General features: G+C 69.0%; 16 protein-coding genes and 1 tRNA gene. 4 read left to right on the top strand and 13 right to left on the bottom strand.

The window, feature by feature from the left end; translation table 11 throughout:
• The first annotated feature begins 4 nt into the window (after positions 1-4).
• Entirely contained in the window at positions 5-2,215 is a 2,211-nt protein-coding gene (locus tag IEY26_RS14255; protein ID WP_188980113.1) for a transglutaminase family protein, read from the top strand.
• A 51-nt stretch (positions 2,216-2,266) separates the two neighbouring features.
• Positions 2,267-2,560, top strand: a complete 294-nt coding sequence (gene yciH, locus IEY26_RS14250; protein ID WP_188980111.1) for a stress response translation initiation inhibitor YciH — start codon at positions 2,267-2,269, stop codon at positions 2,558-2,560.
• A gap of 137 nt (positions 2,561-2,697) precedes the next feature.
• Here yciH and IEY26_RS14245 read toward each other — a convergent pair whose 3' ends face one another.
• The 8 genes from IEY26_RS14245 to IEY26_RS14210 form a co-directional block, all read right to left on the bottom strand.
• Positions 2,698-3,057, bottom strand: a complete 360-nt coding sequence (locus tag IEY26_RS14245) for a rhodanese-like domain-containing protein (protein ID WP_188980109.1) — start codon at positions 3,055-3,057, stop codon at positions 2,698-2,700.
• A 46-nt stretch (positions 3,058-3,103) separates the two neighbouring features.
• Positions 3,104-3,649, bottom strand: coding sequence for an NUDIX hydrolase (locus IEY26_RS14240; protein ID WP_188980107.1), 546 nt, complete (start codon positions 3,647-3,649; stop codon positions 3,104-3,106).
• A gap of 40 nt (positions 3,650-3,689) precedes the next feature.
• Positions 3,690-4,109 (bottom strand): DUF5809 family protein, encoded by a 420-nt coding sequence (locus tag IEY26_RS14235; protein WP_188980105.1) that lies wholly within the window; start codon positions 4,107-4,109, stop codon positions 3,690-3,692.
• Positions 4,110-4,133: 24 nt separating this feature from the next.
• Positions 4,134-4,568 carry a DUF5810 domain-containing protein gene (locus tag IEY26_RS14230; protein WP_188980103.1) on the bottom strand — a complete coding sequence of 145 codons (435 nt, stop codon included), beginning with the start codon at positions 4,566-4,568 and terminating at the stop codon, positions 4,134-4,136.
• Between the two features lie 32 nt (positions 4,569-4,600).
• Positions 4,601-5,113 carry a GNAT family N-acetyltransferase gene (locus IEY26_RS14225; protein WP_188980101.1) on the bottom strand — a complete coding sequence of 171 codons (513 nt, stop codon included), beginning with the start codon at positions 5,111-5,113 and terminating at the stop codon, positions 4,601-4,603.
• A gap of 173 nt (positions 5,114-5,286) precedes the next feature.
• Entirely contained in the window at positions 5,287-7,278 is a 1,992-nt protein-coding gene (locus IEY26_RS14220) for an aconitate hydratase (RefSeq protein ID WP_188980099.1), read from the bottom strand.
• Positions 7,279-7,476: 198 nt separating this feature from the next.
• Positions 7,477-8,460: a YeiH family protein gene (locus IEY26_RS14215; protein WP_188980098.1), complete on the bottom strand. Its 984-nt coding sequence runs from the start codon at positions 8,458-8,460 to the stop codon at positions 7,477-7,479.
• Positions 8,461-8,610, bottom strand: coding sequence for a hypothetical protein (locus IEY26_RS14210; RefSeq protein WP_188980096.1), 150 nt, complete (start codon positions 8,608-8,610; stop codon positions 8,461-8,463). It abuts the gene before it with no gap.
• Between the two features lie 161 nt (positions 8,611-8,771).
• On the opposite strand from IEY26_RS14210, the gene IEY26_RS14205 reads away from it, so the two are divergent.
• Entirely contained in the window at positions 8,772-9,242 is a 471-nt protein-coding gene (locus IEY26_RS14205; protein WP_188980094.1) for a deoxyuridine 5'-triphosphate nucleotidohydrolase, read from the top strand.
• A gap of 96 nt (positions 9,243-9,338) precedes the next feature.
• Here IEY26_RS14205 and IEY26_RS14200 read toward each other — a convergent pair whose 3' ends face one another.
• From IEY26_RS14200 to IEY26_RS14190, 3 genes are all read right to left on the bottom strand, one after another.
• On the bottom strand, positions 9,339-9,689 hold the full coding sequence (locus tag IEY26_RS14200; protein ID WP_188980092.1) for a hypothetical protein: 351 nt from the start codon (positions 9,687-9,689) through the stop codon (positions 9,339-9,341).
• 81 nt (positions 9,690-9,770) lie between these two features.
• A complete protein-coding gene (locus IEY26_RS17750) occupies positions 9,771-11,225 on the bottom strand; it encodes a PAS domain S-box protein (RefSeq protein ID WP_188980090.1) in 1,455 nt (484 codons plus the stop codon).
• A gap of 303 nt (positions 11,226-11,528) precedes the next feature.
• Positions 11,529-11,601: transfer RNA gene (locus IEY26_RS14190), tRNA-Arg, on the bottom strand.
• A gap of 82 nt (positions 11,602-11,683) precedes the next feature.
• On the opposite strand from IEY26_RS14190, the gene IEY26_RS14185 reads away from it, so the two are divergent.
• Positions 11,684-12,262, top strand: a complete 579-nt coding sequence (locus IEY26_RS14185; protein WP_188980088.1) for a DJ-1/PfpI family protein — start codon at positions 11,684-11,686, stop codon at positions 12,260-12,262.
• Between the two features lie 377 nt (positions 12,263-12,639).
• Here IEY26_RS14185 and gnd read toward each other — a convergent pair whose 3' ends face one another.
• Both gnd and IEY26_RS14175 read right to left on the bottom strand, forming a co-directional pair.
• A complete protein-coding gene (gnd, locus tag IEY26_RS14180; protein WP_188980086.1) occupies positions 12,640-13,536 on the bottom strand; it encodes a phosphogluconate dehydrogenase (NAD(+)-dependent, decarboxylating) in 897 nt (298 codons plus the stop codon).
• A gap of 126 nt (positions 13,537-13,662) precedes the next feature.
• A complete protein-coding gene (locus IEY26_RS14175; protein WP_188980084.1) occupies positions 13,663-15,588 on the bottom strand; it encodes an ABC transporter ATP-binding protein in 1,926 nt (641 codons plus the stop codon).
• Position 15,589: the final 1 nt, after the last annotated feature.

The raw sequence follows: 15,589 nt of genomic DNA, 5'->3' as shown, positions 1-15,589 counted from the left end.
CGGCGTGACGACCACGGCCTACCGTGTGGGTGCGCTCGCCGCGCTCGCCGCCGTCTCCGCGTCGTGGGTCGCCGTCGCGCTCGGCGTCGTCTCCGTCGTCGGCGGCGTCTCCACGCTCGCGCTCGCCGCCGGCGGCGCGCTCGCGCTCGCGTGGCTCCTCCGCGACCTCAGCGGCCCGCAGGCCCTCGCGCTCGGCGTCGTCGTTCTGCTCGCCGGGTTCGCCGTCTACCTCCTCGTCATCCCCGAGGCGATTCGGGACTCGCTCACGCCGACGAGCGTCACGACCGACACGCTCGCGCTCCTCACCGGCTTCTCCATCTACCGGCTCGTCGAGGCCGGCGCGTGGGCGACCGCCGTCACGCCCGCGCCGCTCTTTCTCACGTGGTACTTCGGCTTCCGACGGAACTACTCCGCCGCGGCGCTCGTCGCCGGCGGCATGCTCGGATTCTTCGTCCTCACGGGTGACGCGGGCGCGGTCGCGACGCTCGTCGGCACGGTCGCCGCGCTCCTCGCCGTCGCCTGCGGCCGCATCGCCGATCACGGCGGCGGCGGGAAACGCCAAGCGCAACTCCTCGCCGCCGGCGTCGCCGTCTGCGTCCTCGCGCCCGCCGTCGTCACCGCCGTTCCTGGTGGGGCGGGCACGCCGCTCGTCACCCCGCCGACGCCGACCACCGACCTGTCCGCGCCCGACGACCACGTCGCCGTCGGCGGCCGCATCCGCCTCTCCCCGAAAGTCAACTTCGTCGCGTCCCTCGACGGCTACGACTACCGATGCCGGGCCGTGAACGGCACGAACGAGTTCACCTGTACGCCCGCGAGCGACCCGCCGTACTACCGGGTCGCGTCCTACGACCGCTTCACGGGGACGAGCTGGCTCCAGACGGGCGCGAGCGAAGGCGGCTCGCTCCGCGGGCCGCCCGGCCCCGAAGAATCCCTCGAACAGACTATCACGCTCCGGCGGTCCGCCGACGCGCTCCCCGCGGCCGCCGAACCCGTCGACGTCGACGGCATCGACTACTCGGTCACGCGCTTCGGGAACCTCCGCCCCGACGAAGACACCGACCCGCCGACGACCTACCGCGTGGAGAGCGAGCGCGTGAACGCCACGCCCGCCCAGCTCCGCGCCGCGGGAACCGACTACCCCGAGGACGTCGCCGAGAACTACCTCCAGGTCCCCGAGACGACGGACCCCGCGGTCGCCCGAGTCACCGCGAACGTCACGGCGGACGCGGAGACGCCGTACGGGAAGGCGCGCGCCATCGAGTCGTGGCTCGCCGCGAACCGCGAGTACGACCTCGACGCGCCCAACCCGCGCGGAAACCTCGTGAACTACTTCGTCCTGAGCGACGACGCCACGGGCTACTGCACGTACTACGCGACGTCGATGGTGACGATGCTCCGCACGCAGGGCATCCCCGCGCGGTTCGCCGTCGGCTACACGTCCGGCCAGCAGGTCGACGCGAACCAGTGGGTCGTCCGCGGCTACGACTCCCACGCGTGGGTGGAGGCGTACTTCCCCGAGTACGGCTGGGTGCGCTTCGACCCGACGCCCGGCGGCCCGCGGCAGACCGCCGAAACCGACCGCCTCGAAACCGCCCGCGAGAACGGCACGGAGAACGTCGACGCGCTCGGCAGCGACACCGCTACGACCACGACCACGACGACGCCCGACGCGTCGAGCGAGACTGCGACGACCGACACCGCGACGACGCCGCCGAACGCCACCACGACCGGTCTCCCCGGCGGCCTCGAGGGCGTCCGCGACGCCGCGAACAACTCCACCGCCACGGGCACCACGGCCGCGAGCGGCGCGGGCGGGGTCACGCTCCCGCCGCCCGGCACGCTCGCGCTCTGGGGGCTCTTGGGCGGCGGGCTGGTCGGCGCGCTCCAGTACAGCGGCCTCCCGGGGCGCGTCGCGCGCGCCGTCTGGCTGCGCCGCCGCCTCACCGGCTCGCCCGAGGACGTCGCCATCGGCGCGTTCGCCCGCGTCGAGTACGTACTCGAACGCACCTACCGGCCGCGCCGCGACGGCGAGACCGTCCGCGCCTACCTCGACGCCGTCCGCGCCCCCGACTCGGTGCGCGCCGTCGCCGCCGCCCGCGAACGCGCCCGCTACGGCACCGGCCTCGACGACGACGCCGCACGCGCCGCCGCCCGGCAGGCTCGCGCGTTCGTCGCCGCCCACACCCGCCTCCCCGTGCCTGACTGGTGGTGAACCCCCGGGGGAGAACGCTTTTCAACCCAGACCGCCAACGTTCAGGCTGAAATGGCAGAAACGTGCTCGACGTGCGGATTGCCCCAGGAACTCTGCGTCTGCGAAGACGTCGCGAAAGAGTCCCAGCAGGTGAGCATCCGCATCGACGAGCGACGCTACGGCAAGGAAGTCACCGTTATCGAAGGCCTCGACCCGAAGGACGTCGACCTCGACAGTCTCTCCTCGGACCTCAAATCCAAGTTCGCCTGCGGCGGCACGGTCGAGGACGGCGAGATCGAACTCCAGGGGAATCACTCCGGGCGCGTCGAGGGGTTCCTCCGCGAGAAGGGATTCAACGTCGCCTAACCGACTTCCACGCCACATCGGCTCGGACTTTTCGCGAACGCCACGCTACGTAGCGACCCGCTCGCGCGACGAGCACGCTCGGGACGCACGCGTCGCTCACGACCGAAGAGCGACGGAAAACCGGTCTTAGTGTGCGCTCAGAAGGGCGACTCGGGCGCGCTCGGGCCTTCGTCGCGCTGCTCTGGGGTTTCGAGGTCGTACTCCCAGGCGGAGAGGCCGCCCTGCATGCTCTGGACGCGGGCGTCGTCGTCGAGGCCGTCGTAGGACGCGACGAGGTTCGCGGCCTGCACGCTCGACTTGCCGTGCGGGCAGACGGTGACGACGTGGGACGCGCCGTCGAGGTCGCCGACGCGCTGCGGGAGCTGCTGGAAGGGGATGTTCTCGCTCCCGGGGATGTGGCCGCGCTGGTACGCGCCCGGCATCCGGATGTCCACGACGCGCACGTCCTCGCCCACGGTGAGGGCGTTCACTTCCTCGGGCGTGATTTCGCCGTCCATACCCGGAGTGTGGAGATTCGGAGGGATAAGCCCGACGCTGGCGGTGTTAGAGGTAGCCGTCGGCCCGCGCGAGCAGGAGGCCCTCGATGGTGGCGTCGTTCGCCGGCTGCTCGCGCGCGGCGGCGAGCGCCTCGTCCGCGGGGCGCTCCGTCACCTCGATGAACTCGTTGGTGTCGAGCGCGCGGCCGTCCTCGCTCTCCCCGGTGACGTCGGCGACGACGATGCCGCGCTCGTGGCGGAGCACGCCCGTCGCGACGTTGAACGTCTGGAGCAGCTCGGGGTTCGCCGCCTCGTACCCCGTCTCCTCGCGGAGTTCGCGGAGCGCCGCCTCCTCGTACGACTCGCCTTCTTCGACGATGCCCGCGACCAGTTCGAGGCAGTGCTCACGAATCGGGGGGCGGTACTGCTCGATGAAGACGACTGCTTCGCCCTTCCTCGCGACGACGACGACGGCGTCGGGGAGGTCCGCCCAGTAGTAGTTCTTCTCCGTGCCGTCGGGTTGTTCGACGCGGTCGTAGCCGCCCGTGTACCAGCCGGTCTCGTACTCGGCGCTCGATTCGAGGACCGGCCAGTCCCAGTCGCGAGGGTCCATACGCGCGGTGTCTCGCCGCCGCTACTTCGCTCGTTCGACTCTACAGGACGGGACGATAATACTTCCCGAAGGCGATTCGGCGGAGCGTGCTCACGGCGGCGTCCGCTTCGTTCTGGTAGGACGCGGCGACGACGGTGTCCTCGAAGGGGACGACGTGCCAGGCGACGCCGTCGACGTCCTCGCTCCCGTTCCACTCCACCTCGTAGTCGTCGTGGGCGTCGCGCCACGCCTCGAACTCCGCCGTCGTCCCGGTTTCGACTTCGAGGAGGCCGGCGAAGAGCGCGTCGCGCGCCGTCTCCACGACGTCGCTCGTCACGCGCTCGTCGTACTCCGCCTTATCGAACGCCATGGCCTTCGCCACCTCGCGCGTCACCGTCTGCGCAACCGGCCCGACGTCCACGTACGCGTCCTCGACGTCACTCGGCGTCGCCGGCGCGAGCAACCCCTGCGTCTCACTCATGCTCGTGCTTCGAACCCGAACGCCCTACTCGTCTTCGCTTTCCGCCCCGGCTTCCGCGTCCTCATCGCCGTCCCCGTCCTCGTCGTCGCCGGCTTCTCCGCCCTTCTCGCCTTCTGGGTACATCTGCTGCGTCATCTCCGCGGCCTCTTCGAGAATCTGTTGGGCTTCCGCGTCGAGCGCCACGTCGCCGCGCGTGTCGCCCGGCAGCCCGGAGTCGTGGCCGTGCTCGTGCTCGTGGTCGTGCGCCGGCTCCGTCGTCACCTCGAACGCCACCTCGTCGGCGTGCTCGGTGACGCGCGGCGCGAGCGCCTCGGTGCCGGCGTCCTCCCAGCCCGGCGCGTGCTCGTCCAGCCACTCGTCGTGCTCACTGTCGCCCGTCACCGCCGCGAACGCGAGGTGGTCCGCGAGGTGCTCGGCGTCGGGGACGTGCTCGTCACAGACCGGACACGCGAATCCCATAACTATCCGGACCCACGCACGCGAGCTTTGAATCAGTCGCGGTTCGGGAGCCGGCAGATCATCACGAACGCGTCCTCGCCGTCGGAGTAGTAGCGCGGGAGCGTCCGGAGGTATTCGAAGCCGTGGTCGCGGTAGAGGGAGAGCGCGGCCTGGTTGGACCGGCGCACTTCGAGTTTGACGGAGCGGACGTTCTGCGCGGCGAGCACGGCGAGGCCGCGTTCGAGGAGCGCGCGCCCGAGCCCCTCTCCCTGTCGGTCGGGGTGGACGGCGAGGTCCTTCACGTGGCCGAGCGGGCGGCCGTGGCTCGGAATGGTGTCGCAGACCGTGTAGCCCGCGATGTTCTCCGCGCCGGCGTTCCCCGCCGTCGGGTCGGCCGTGCTGTTCCCCTCGGCGACTAAGAACCCGGGTTCGCCGAGATAGCGCTCGAACGCCGAGAACGGCCACGGCTGTTCGAACACCGTCTTCTCGATGCGGAAGATGTCCAGTAGGTCACCGCGAACGGCTTGCCGGATTCCCCCGTGCTCGAACCGCTGCGTGGCCGTCACGTGCCGGTCGTAGCAGCCAGGAGGATATGTAACCTACGGCCCATATCCGTTTTTCAGAATGATACGAACACCGTTAGATTATCGCTCAACGACGAGAATATACGATATAGCGGGCGTGTACCTGCGGCTGGTGGGCGTGGCGAAAAAGAACCGCGGGTGCGGGAGAAGGTTGCTTAGTCGTCCGCGGGCGTCGCGCCGCTGCTGCCGTCTTCCTCGTACTGCTGCTTCGTGAGGGAGAGCTTGCCGCCGGCGGCGAGAATGCGGCGTTCGCGCTCGGAGGCGTCGAGGTGGGCCTCGGCCTCCCAGTCGTCGTTCACGCGCACGGTGAAGGTCTCCTTGCCGGAGCGGACGCCTTCCGCGACGTCGTCGACGATCTCGACGTTGTCGCCCTGGTCGATCTTCGCGTAGGTGTCCTCGTCGATGGTGAGCGGGACGAGGCCGAAGTTGAACAGGTTCGCCTTGTGGATGCGGGCGAAGGACTGCGCGAGAACGCCCTCGATACCGAGGTACATCGGACAGAGGGCCGCGTGCTCACGCGAGGAGCCCTGCCCGTAGTTCTCGCCGGCGACGAGGAACCCGCCGTCGGAGTCCTTCGCGCGCTGCGAGAAGGTCTCGTCGACACGCGAGAGCGTGAAGTCCGAGAGCTTCTCGATGTTCGAGCGGTACTTGAGGATGTCGGACGTCGCCGGGATGATGTGGTCCGTCGTGATGTTGTCCTCCATCTTCAGGAGGGCGGGACCTTCGATGTCCGAGTCGAGCTCGTCCTTCAGCGGGACGTCACCGATGTTCGGGCCCTTGATGAGCTCGTCGTCGATGGCCTCCTCGGGGCTGATGATGTCGGGGTCGTCCTGACCCATGCCGGCGCTGTACGTCGAGCCCATCTCGAGGCCGGGGGCCTCGAGGTCGCCGAGTTCGTCGGCGAGGTCGCGCGGGTCGACGATTTCGCCCTTGATGGCGGCGGCGGCGGCGACTTCCGGCGAGCAGAGGAAGACGGAGTCGTCCTCGATGCCGGAGCGACCTTCGAAGTTCCGGTTGAAGGTACGCAGCGAGACGGAGTCGGAGGCGGGGACGTGACCGATGCCGATACACGCCCCGCAGGTCGCCTCGGAGAAGTTGACGCCGGCGGCCATCAGTTCGGCCGTCCAGCCCTCGCGGGCGAGCATCTCGCTGGCCTGCTTGGAGCCGGGCGCGACGATCATCTCGGTGTGGCGCGCGATTTCGCGGTCCTCGACCATCTTCGCGGCCGGGAGGATGTCCTCGTACGCGCCGTTCGTGCAGGAGCCGACCATGACCTGCTCGACGTCCTGGCCCGCGACCTCGCGGACGGGGACGACGTTGTCCGGCATCGACGGCTTCGCGATGAGCGGCTCGAGCTCGGAGAGGTCGACGGTGATGGTGTCGGCGTACTCCGCGTCGTCGTCGGCGGAGAGCTCGACGTACTCGTCCTCGCGGCCGATGCGCGAGAGCCAGTCCTTCGTCTTCTCGTCCGTCCCGAAGATGGAGGAGGTCGCGCCGAGCTCCGTCCCGAGGTTCGTGATGGTGGTGCGCTCGGGGATGGTGAGGGACTCTGCGCCCTCGCCGGTGTACTCGAAGATCTTGCCGACGCCGCCCTTGACCGTGAGGCGACGCAGCATCTCGAGTGCGATGTCCTTCGCGGTCGCCCACTCGGGGAGTTCGCCTTCGAGCTGGACGTTCACGATCTCCGGCATCTCGACGTAGTACGCGCCGCCACCCATGGCGACGGCGATGTCGAGGCCACCGGCACCGATGGCGAGCTCGCCGAGGCCGCCGGGCGTCGGCGTGTGGCTGTCGGAGCCGAGGAGGGTCTTCCCGGGCGCGGCGAAGTTCTCCTTATGGACCTGGTGGCAGATGCCGTTACCCGGTCGGGAGAAGTACGCACCGTAGGTGCCCGCCGCGGAGCGCAGGAAGCGGTGGTCGTCCGTGTTCTTGAAGTCGAACTGGTACGTCTGGTGGTCGCAGTACTGCGCCGCCAGCTCGGTCTGCACGTCGTCGAGGCCGAGCGCCTCGAACTGCAGCCAGACCATCGTACCCGTGGTGTCCTGCGAAAGGACCTGGTCGATCTCGATCCCGATCTCCTCGCCGGGCTCGAGTTCGCCCTCAACGAGGTGGTCGTCGAGGATTTTCTCGGTGATCGTCTTTCCCATAGCGTCTGAAACTCACCCTTCTACGATTATAAATCCGGTGTGTTTGAGGTCGAGGGTATGGCCCTTAATCACACAGATGGAATAATAGAGCGCCGAACGCCACCGATTCGCACGCCACCCCGGGATGCTCCACAGCTACGCGAGCACGTCCGTCTCGGACGTCATCGCCTCTTCCGTTCTCTCTCCTTCGCGTGTTCGCTACGCGAGGAGCGTCACGGCGACGTAGGCGAGGGCGGCGACGACGACGAGGTGAACGGCGGCGAGGACGACGGGGCGGACGCCGGCGTCCCGCATCTCGCGGACGTCGAGGTCGAAGCCGAGGCCGGCGAACGCGAGCGCGAACAGCCAGTCCGCGACCCGCGAGAGGACGTCGACGTTCGCGGCCGTCAGAACCCCGGCGTTGGCGACGGCGGCGACGACGGCGAACCCGAGGAGGAACTTCGGGAAGCGCGTCCACACGAACCCGCGTACTGAGGCGTCGCCGCGCTCGCCGTACGCCACCGCGTAACCGAGGGCGACGACGCCGATGAAGGCGTTCCGCACCAGCTTCGTCAGGGTCGCCCACTTCCCGGCGGCCGGACCGTAGGCGAACCCGGCGGCGGCGACAGGACCCGTCGAGAACATCGCGAGGCCCGCCCAGATGCCGAACTCGCGCCCGCCGAGACCGACCGCGTGACCCACGAGAGGGAAGAGGACGAGGGTCACAGCGTCGAAGAGGAGGACGGTCCCGGCGACGTACGCGAGCGCGGAGTCGTCGGTGTCGATTGCGCCCGCGACCGCGGCGGCGGCGCTCACGCCGCAGATGGCGAGGCCGCCGGCGAGCGTGCTCCCCGTTCGCTCGTCGAGGTCGAAGACGCCGCGAGAGAGGAGTTCGGCGAACGCGACGGCGAACGCGACCGTGGCCGCGGCGAGCGCGACGACGGTGAGCCCGGAGCCGAGGAGCGCGCCGAGCGGGAAGGACGCGCCGAGCAGGACGATGCCGGTTTCGAGGAGGAGCGGATGCAGCGCGACGCCCGGGCGGGCGATACCGGGGAGACCGACGGTGTTCGCGACGAGCGCGCCGAGCAGAATGGAGACCGCGAGCGGACTCACCATCGGGGCGAGCGCGCCGACGCCCGACGCGACCAGCGCGACCGCGACGAGCACGAGGAGGCCGGGGAGTCGGTCGCGCGGCCGAACCATCTACCCGAGGAGGGCGACGGCGACGAGCAGGCACACGCCGAGGACCGTCGCCTGGTAGCCGCGGTCGAGGCCGCGCCACCACGCGACGACGGCGTCGACGAGACTGGCAACTCTCGCTGGGAGCGTCGACGACTCCGCGGAGTCAGTCATGGGACGTCCCGTTCTTCTCGCGTTCGCCGCATAGACGTGTCGGAGGCGGCAGCGAACGATGCCGCTTTCGCGGTCGACCACGGCGCGGGCCGTTGCGGCCCGGTCGGTCCGATGCGAGCGAGAAGCGAAATGTTTAGCGCGCGGCGGCCTCCCACCCCAGTATGTTCGAAAGTGGCGCGTACGTCGCCAGCCAGCTCGGCGAGCTCCGCGACGACCAGGTGCAGCCGAACGGCGTCGACCTCACGCTCGACGGCGTCCTCGACCAGCGCGAGACCGGCCGCATCGGCGTCGACGGCAAGGAAATCGGTGAGCGCGAGCGCCGACAGCCCGCGGGCGACGACGCGGTGTTCTCACTCTCACCCGGCGGCTACGTCGTCGAATACGCCGAGACCGTCCGCATCCCCGAGGGGCACGTCGGCTTCGTCTACCCGCGCTCCAGCCTCCTCCGGAACTCCTGCATGCTCAACACCGCCGTCTGGGACGCCGGCTACGAAGGGAAAGGCGAAGGCCTCCTCCAGGTCCACCACGACATCGAACTCGAACGCGGCGCACGCATCGCCCAACTCGTCCTCGCCGAAGCCGACCACGAAGACACCTACGACGGCGACTACCAGGGCGAACGCGTCGACTAACCCGACGACTCCGCGACGACTCAAGCGGCTACCCCGCGACGACTCCAACGAGCCCTCGGTGGGGACGGCCGCAACTACTCCGCGACTCTTCCGCGATCACTCTACGACGACGTCCGCCCGTCCGCCGATGTCGCCCGACACGGCGGCCTCGTAGGCCATCGGGAAGGACGCGCTCGCGATGACGCTCGTCCCCGGGTCGACCGACACCGCGTCCCGCCGGACGTATTCCTCGCCGTCGACGGTCGCGTAGAGGTACGCCGTGCCCGACAGCCGGTCCGCGCTCGGGTTCGCGATTTCCGCGTGCACGGCCAACTGACCGTTCTCGCCGCCGCCGTCCGGGAACCACACGCGCTCCACCCGGAGCGACGCCGAACCCCCCGTACAGCCGGCGAGCGCGCCGAGCACTCCCGCCGTCCCGACCAGCACGCGTCGTCGCCTCCGGTCCATACTCGCGACTATCCCGCGCACGCGCAAGAACGTTCGGACCCGCCGTTCACCCCACCCTCGCTGCTCACCCTCCCTCGCCGCTCACTCCGCCTCGGCGTCCGCCCGCGACGCTGCCTCGTCGCTCTCTCTCTCTGCGGTCTGCGGGAGCGCGAACGTCAACTCCGTCCCGCGCGGCGACCGGTCGGCCTTCGTGAGCGTCCCGCCCGAGCGCGACGCCGCCCAGTGCATCATCCAGAGCCCCAGCCCCGACGCGTGTCTCAGCGGGCGTTCGCGCTGCCCCGCCACCGGCTCCCACTCCGTAGCCGGGATTCCCGGCCCCGAATCCGCGAACTGCACCTCCACGACGTCGTCGGATTCCTCGACCGACACCGCCACCTCCGGCGACGGGTCGTCCGTGTGCACGACGGCGTTCTCCAGCGCCTCGACGAACGCCGCCTCGATACCCGACACCGTCTGCGCCCGCGCCTCCGCCGGCGCGTCGAGAGTTATCGTCGCGTCCGGATAGCGCTCGCGCGCCTCCGTCACCGCCGACTCCACCACCACCGTGACGTCGAACGAGTGCACCGTCCCGTCGGCGTCCAGCCGGCCGACGTGCTCTGCGAGCTGAATCAGTCGGTCCGCCGCCGAGACGATGCGATCCGCCGCCTCCGTCGGCGACGTCGACCGCTCCGCCGCGATATCCGTCGCGTTCCCCCGGACGACCGTCAAGTCGTTCCGGAGGTTGTGGCGGAACAACCGCTGTAACACCGAGCGCTGCTCGTCCGCGATCTCCGACGCCGTCAAATCCCGGAAGACCGCTAGGACGAGCTCGACGCCGCCCGCCCCCGTCGATATCGGCGTCGCCCACAACTCCACGTCAAGAAGCGTCCCGTCCTTCCGCCGGCGCTTCGTCCGCACCCCCTCCAGGTGCTCGCCGCTCGTCGTCTGCCCGAGATGCTCCGCCAACTCCTCCGACCGCCTGCCCGGCACGAGCGGATACGGCCGCCCGACGACCTCCGACGCGCGATACCCGAAGAGCGACTCCGCCGCCGCGTTCCACATCACCACCTCACCCTCGCCCGTCAACGCAACCACCGCCAGCGGCGCTTCCTCGAAGAGCGTCGTGAACCGCTCCAGGTTCTCCTCCGCACGCGCCTGCTCACGCCGACTCTTCGACTGATAGAACCCCGTCGCAGCGCCGCCGACGCAGCCGAACACCGCCAACCGAAGCACCATCATCCCCGGCCGACTCACCGGCGTCCCCGCCCGCACGTGATCCCACAGCTGGAGAAACGCCAACACCACCAAGAACCCACAGCCTACCAGCGACCACCCCAACACCCGCCGCTGACTCGCCGCCGGCCACTCCGACCAGATCAACCACAACCCACCCAGCACCAACACCAGACTCGCTAACCCCACGTACCCCGTCTGCACCACGTCGACGGCCGAACTCGGCGCGAACACCTGATTCCACAGCATTACGATGACGAACGCCCCACCCAGCGCGACGAGCCCCACCCCGCCATCGAACGTCGGACCGTCACCCCGAGACATACCCCCGTTACACTCACTGTCAACTTAGAACTTCTTCTCTACACGGACCCCAGAAAACACACTCTTCGACGCCCCACGACCACAATACGCATATACTAGAAGACTAACTATACCCGCAGACGCTCGCGACACCCAGAAGAGCGTCACCGACGACTCCCGGTCATTGCTCGTCGTCGACGCCACGAAGGATTCGACCTCGCGGGGATTCTGAACCACGGTCGCAACGCTGCGCGTTGCTCCCCGACTCAGAATCCCTTCGTGCCGGTTCGTTCGTTTCCTCGCTCCGCTCGAAAACTCGTTGCACGGGCGCGAAGGGATTTGAACCCTCGACATCTTGGTCCGGAACCAAGTGCTCTGTCCACTGAGCTACGCGCCCTCGTTCCTCTGTAGACGCACCGCGATTAAAACGGTTGTGAAGCGGCGGAGTGTTGACGTGCCCCCGCGGTGAAGGCTGGGGTATGGAGTTCATCGACATCCTGCTGTATCCGGGGTTCGACGAGTTGGACGCGGTCGGTCCGTACGAGGTCTTGGAGTCGGCGGGGTTCGACGTGCGGCTCGTGGCGGCGTCGGAGACCGTGACGGCGAGTCACGGGATGACGGTCGTGACGGACGGCGACCTCCGGCCCGCGCCGTCACTGGATTGTCTCGTCGTGCCGGGCGGTAGGTGGAACGACCGGTCGACGGCGGGCGCGTGGTCGGAGTACGAGAACGGCCGCATTCCCCGCGTCGTCGCGGAGTACGCGTCGCGGCGCGTGACTGTCGCGTCGGTCTGCACGGGCGCGATGCTCCTCGCCGAGGCCGGCGTTCTCGACGGCCGCCCGGCGACCACACACCACACCGCACGCGACGACCTCGCCGCGTACGACGTCGACCTCACCACCGACCGCGTCGTCGACGACGGCGACGTCCTCACCGCGGGCGGCGTCACCGCCGGCATCGACCTCGCGCTCCGCCTCGTCGAACGCGAACGCGGCCCGCAAGCCCGCCAGTCGGTGCAGCGAACGCTGGAGTACGGCGAGTGGGATACGAATAAGTGACCGTCGGACGGCCGTGTACCCCTCGGAGCGGCCGCCCGTTCGAACCCATGTTCGGCCAGCCACCGTAAGCTTTCTCGCCTACCACGCAGGTAAAGGTTCAAACCGGAGAACGCGGCCAGCCACCCGTATCCGCTGACAGCCGCCGCGGCCCGGGTAGCGAAACCCCGACGGCGACCCCGGTCGCGACCCCGCGACTCGCCGTCGTGAACGCAAGGGCACAGAGCGCTTCCTCTCCTCGCCCGACCTCGCGCCTCGGGTCGCGTTCACCCCGCGTTCGGCCAATAGCGTCCTCAGTCGCGTTGCTCCTTCCGAGCAACGTCGTGCTCGCGGCTACCGCCGCTCGCACGGTAACGTGGTTCTCACTCCTTCGCTAGCGCTCAGTCGTTCCGAACCACGTCGTGCCTCCCGAACCCGTACCGCAGCCGATTCGCCAGTCTCCGAGCGAACTTCCCGTCGTTCCGGGAGTCGAAGCGCTCGGCGAGCGCCTGGTAGATGATGGGGAGGGCGACTTCCTGTTCGAGGGACTCCTGGACGGTCCACGTTCCCGTGGAGCCGCCGGCGACGTGGTCGGCGACGTCGCCGAGGTCGTTCCCTTCTTCTCTGAACGCCTCCTCGCAGAGTTCGAGGAGCCAGGAGCGGATGACCGCACCGTTGTTCCACGTGCGCGCGACAGATTCGAGGTCGAGGTCGTAGCGCCCGTTCGCGAGGAGGTCGAATCCTTCGCCGTAGGCCTGCATGAGCGCGTACTCGACGCCGTTGTGCACCATCTTCACGTAGTGGCCGCTGCCGGCGGGCCCCATGTGGTCGTGGCCGCTGGGGTTGGTGGCGACGGCGTCGAAGACGGGCGTGAGTTCGTCGTACGCCCACTCGGGGCCGCCGACCATGAGGGAGAAGCCGAGTTCCGCGCCCGCGGGGCCACCAGAAGTCCCGCAGTCGAGGTAGGCGGCGGGACAGAACTCCGCGCGGCGCACGGAGTCCTGAAAGTAGGAGTTCCCGCCGTCGACGACGACGTCGTCCCCGTCGAGGTAGTCGTCGAGTTCGTCGAGCGCGGCGTCCACGGGGTCGCCCGCGGGCACCATCAGCCAGATGCGTTTCTCCGCGCCGAGCTTCTCGGCGAGGTCGGGGATGGAGTCCGCGGGAGTCGCGCCCGCGGCGGCCGCGTCCGCGACGGCGTCCTCGTCGATGTCGAACGCGACCACGTCGTGGCCGCCGTCGAGGACTCTGTCCACTACGATGCGCCCCATCCGCCCGAGGCCGATGACGCCGAGTTCCATGCTCGTGGAATCCGAACGGAGCGAGAAGGGGGTTCCGGTTCGACCCCAGGTGGACGCTTCTCGCCCACCTACTCGCGGGTCGCTGCCGCTCTCCGCCCGTTCGGTCGGCGAACACTCCGTGTTCGCCTACTCGAGGAGTTCCTGTTCGAGCGCGCGGGTGTCGCCGGTCTGGGCGTCCCAGAGCGCGGCGTAGAGCCCGTCTTCGTCGACGAGGGCGTCGTGGGTGCCGCGTTCGACGACGCGGCCGTCTTCGACGACGAGGATGAGGTCGGCGTCAGTCACCGTCGAGAGGCGGTGGGCGATACTGAGGGTGGTGCGGTCTTCGCTGAGGGCGTCGAGGCTGTGCTGGATGGCGAGTTCGGTCTCGGTGTCGACGGCGCTCGTGGCTTCGTCGAGGACGAGCACGGGCGGATCCTGAAGGATCGTTCTGGCGATGCTGACGCGCTGGCGCTGCCCGCCGGAGAGTTTCACCCCGCGCTCGCCGACGCGGGTCTCGTAGCCGTCGGGGAGTTCTTGGATGAACGCGTGGGCTTCCGCGGCTTTCGCCGCCTCGACGACGGCGTCGTCGCCGGCGTCGAAGTGACCGTAGCGGATGTTGTCTCTCACGGTGCCGTCGAAGAGGAAGGTGTCCTGCCCGACGTATCCGACCGCGTCGCGGAGGCTGTCGACGGTGACGTCACGGAGGTCGTGACCGTCGAGGCGAATACTCCCCTCGTTCGGGTCGTAGAGGCGGAGGAGGAGTTTTACGACCGTGGATTTTCCGGCTCCGGTCGGGCCGACGAGCGCGACGGTGTCGCCGGGGTTCGCGTGGAAGGAGACGTCTTCGAGGACGACCTCGTCCTCCTCACCAGAACGCTCTGCGTTCTGGTTGGCAGACGAATCGCGGCGCGATTCGTCGACGTAGCCGAAGGTGACGCCGTCGTATTCGACGTCGCCGTCGACGTCCGTGAGTTCGGTGGCGTCCTCGGCGTCTCGGATGCGGGCGGGGATGTCCATGAGGCCGAACACGCGCTCGCTGGAGGCCTTCGCGTTCTCGTACTGGTCGACGATGTTGGAGACTTCGGCGAGCGGCGTGACGATGCGCTGGGTGAGGAGGATGAACGTGACGAACGCGCCGGCGGAGAGCGTGCCGGTGAAGAAGCGCGGCGGGCCGGCGAAGAGCCAGAAGCCGCCGATGGCGAAGGTCGCGGCGAACGCGAGGCCGGCGACGAGCTCCATCCCCGGCCGGTAGACGAAGTTCAGGCGGAGGACGGCCATCGTGGCGTCGTAGAGGTTCTTCGACGCGGTTCGGACGCGCCCGACTTCGTACGCTTCGCTCCCGGTGGTTTTCACGAGTTCGACACCGGAGAGCGAGTTCTCGAGGCGGGTGTTGAGGTGGCCGACGTTCGCGCGTTCGCGGGCGTAGCGGGGGACGACGACGCGCATGAACCACGCGGTGAGGCCGACGAGGACGGGGAGGGCGACGAGCATCACGAGCGCGAGCTGGGCGTTCAGCCACACCATGATGCCGAGCACGCCGACGGCCATGACGACGAGGCGCGCGGAGTTCTGGAGGGCATTATCCAGGAAGACTTCGAGGTTGTTCGCGTCGTTGTTGAGAATACTCATTACTTCGCCCGTCTGTTTGTCGTCGAAGAACGCCATGTCGAGGTTCTGCATCTTCTCGAAGGAGTCCGTGCGGACCTCGTGCATCACGCGGTGGGCGAAAGTGTTCGCGGCGACGCCGTACACCCACGTGAACACGGCCGTCGAGACGAACGCGCCCGTGATGACGATGACTGAGAAGCGGAACTGCGCGGGGTCGGTCGCGGGGAGCCAGCTCGCGGGAACGAGCGGGAGTGTGTAGGGTGAGTCCCCGGTGAAGATGCTGTCGAGCGCCGCGCCGAGCACGAGCGGCGGGAGGAGGCTCCCGACGCGCGCGACGACGTTCGCCACCATCCCCAGCGCGAACCACTCCCAGACGTCGCGGCCGTACGCCGTGAAGAGTCGGTAGAGCGGCCGGTCGACCGACTCGCGGTACTCGTCGAAGACGCTCTCCTGATCGGCGGACACG

Source organism: Halocalculus aciditolerans (genome assembly GCF_014647475.1).
Lineage (GTDB): Archaea > Halobacteriota > Halobacteria > Halobacteriales > Halobacteriaceae > Halocalculus > Halocalculus aciditolerans.
The sequence above is the reverse complement of the archived record's forward strand: the minus strand, read 5'-3'. Positions and strand labels throughout refer to the sequence as shown.

Excerpts from the sequence above, each read along its gene's own strand:
- IEY26_RS14240 (WP_188980107.1), bottom strand. The coding sequence starts at position 3,649 with ATGGACCCTCGCGACTGGGACTGGCCGGTCCTCGAATCGAGCGCCGAG.
- IEY26_RS14230 (WP_188980103.1), bottom strand. The coding sequence starts at position 4,568 with ATGGGATTCGCGTGTCCGGTCTGTGACGAGCACGTCCCCGACGCCGAG.
- IEY26_RS17750 (WP_188980090.1), bottom strand. The coding sequence starts at position 11,225 with ATGTCTCGGGGTGACGGTCCGACGTTCGATGGCGGGGTGGGGCTCGTC.
- IEY26_RS14185 (WP_188980088.1), top strand. The coding sequence starts at position 11,684 with ATGGAGTTCATCGACATCCTGCTGTATCCGGGGTTCGACGAGTTGGAC.
- IEY26_RS14235 (WP_188980105.1), bottom strand. The coding sequence starts at position 4,109 with ATGAGTGAGACGCAGGGGTTGCTCGCGCCGGCGACGCCGAGTGACGTC.
- IEY26_RS14215 (WP_188980098.1), bottom strand. The coding sequence starts at position 8,460 with ATGGTTCGGCCGCGCGACCGACTCCCCGGCCTCCTCGTGCTCGTCGCG.
- IEY26_RS14220 (WP_188980099.1), bottom strand. The coding sequence starts at position 7,278 with ATGGGAAAGACGATCACCGAGAAAATCCTCGACGACCACCTCGTTGAG.
- IEY26_RS14200 (WP_188980092.1), bottom strand. The coding sequence starts at position 9,689 with ATGGACCGGAGGCGACGACGCGTGCTGGTCGGGACGGCGGGAGTGCTC.
- IEY26_RS14210 (WP_188980096.1), bottom strand. The coding sequence starts at position 8,610 with ATGACTGACTCCGCGGAGTCGTCGACGCTCCCAGCGAGAGTTGCCAGT.
- IEY26_RS14245 (WP_188980109.1), bottom strand. The coding sequence starts at position 3,057 with ATGGACGGCGAAATCACGCCCGAGGAAGTGAACGCCCTCACCGTGGGC.
- gnd (WP_188980086.1), bottom strand. The coding sequence starts at position 13,536 with ATGGAACTCGGCGTCATCGGCCTCGGGCGGATGGGGCGCATCGTAGTG.
- yciH (WP_188980111.1), top strand. The coding sequence starts at position 2,267 with ATGGCAGAAACGTGCTCGACGTGCGGATTGCCCCAGGAACTCTGCGTC.
- IEY26_RS14205 (WP_188980094.1), top strand. The coding sequence starts at position 8,772 with ATGTTCGAAAGTGGCGCGTACGTCGCCAGCCAGCTCGGCGAGCTCCGC.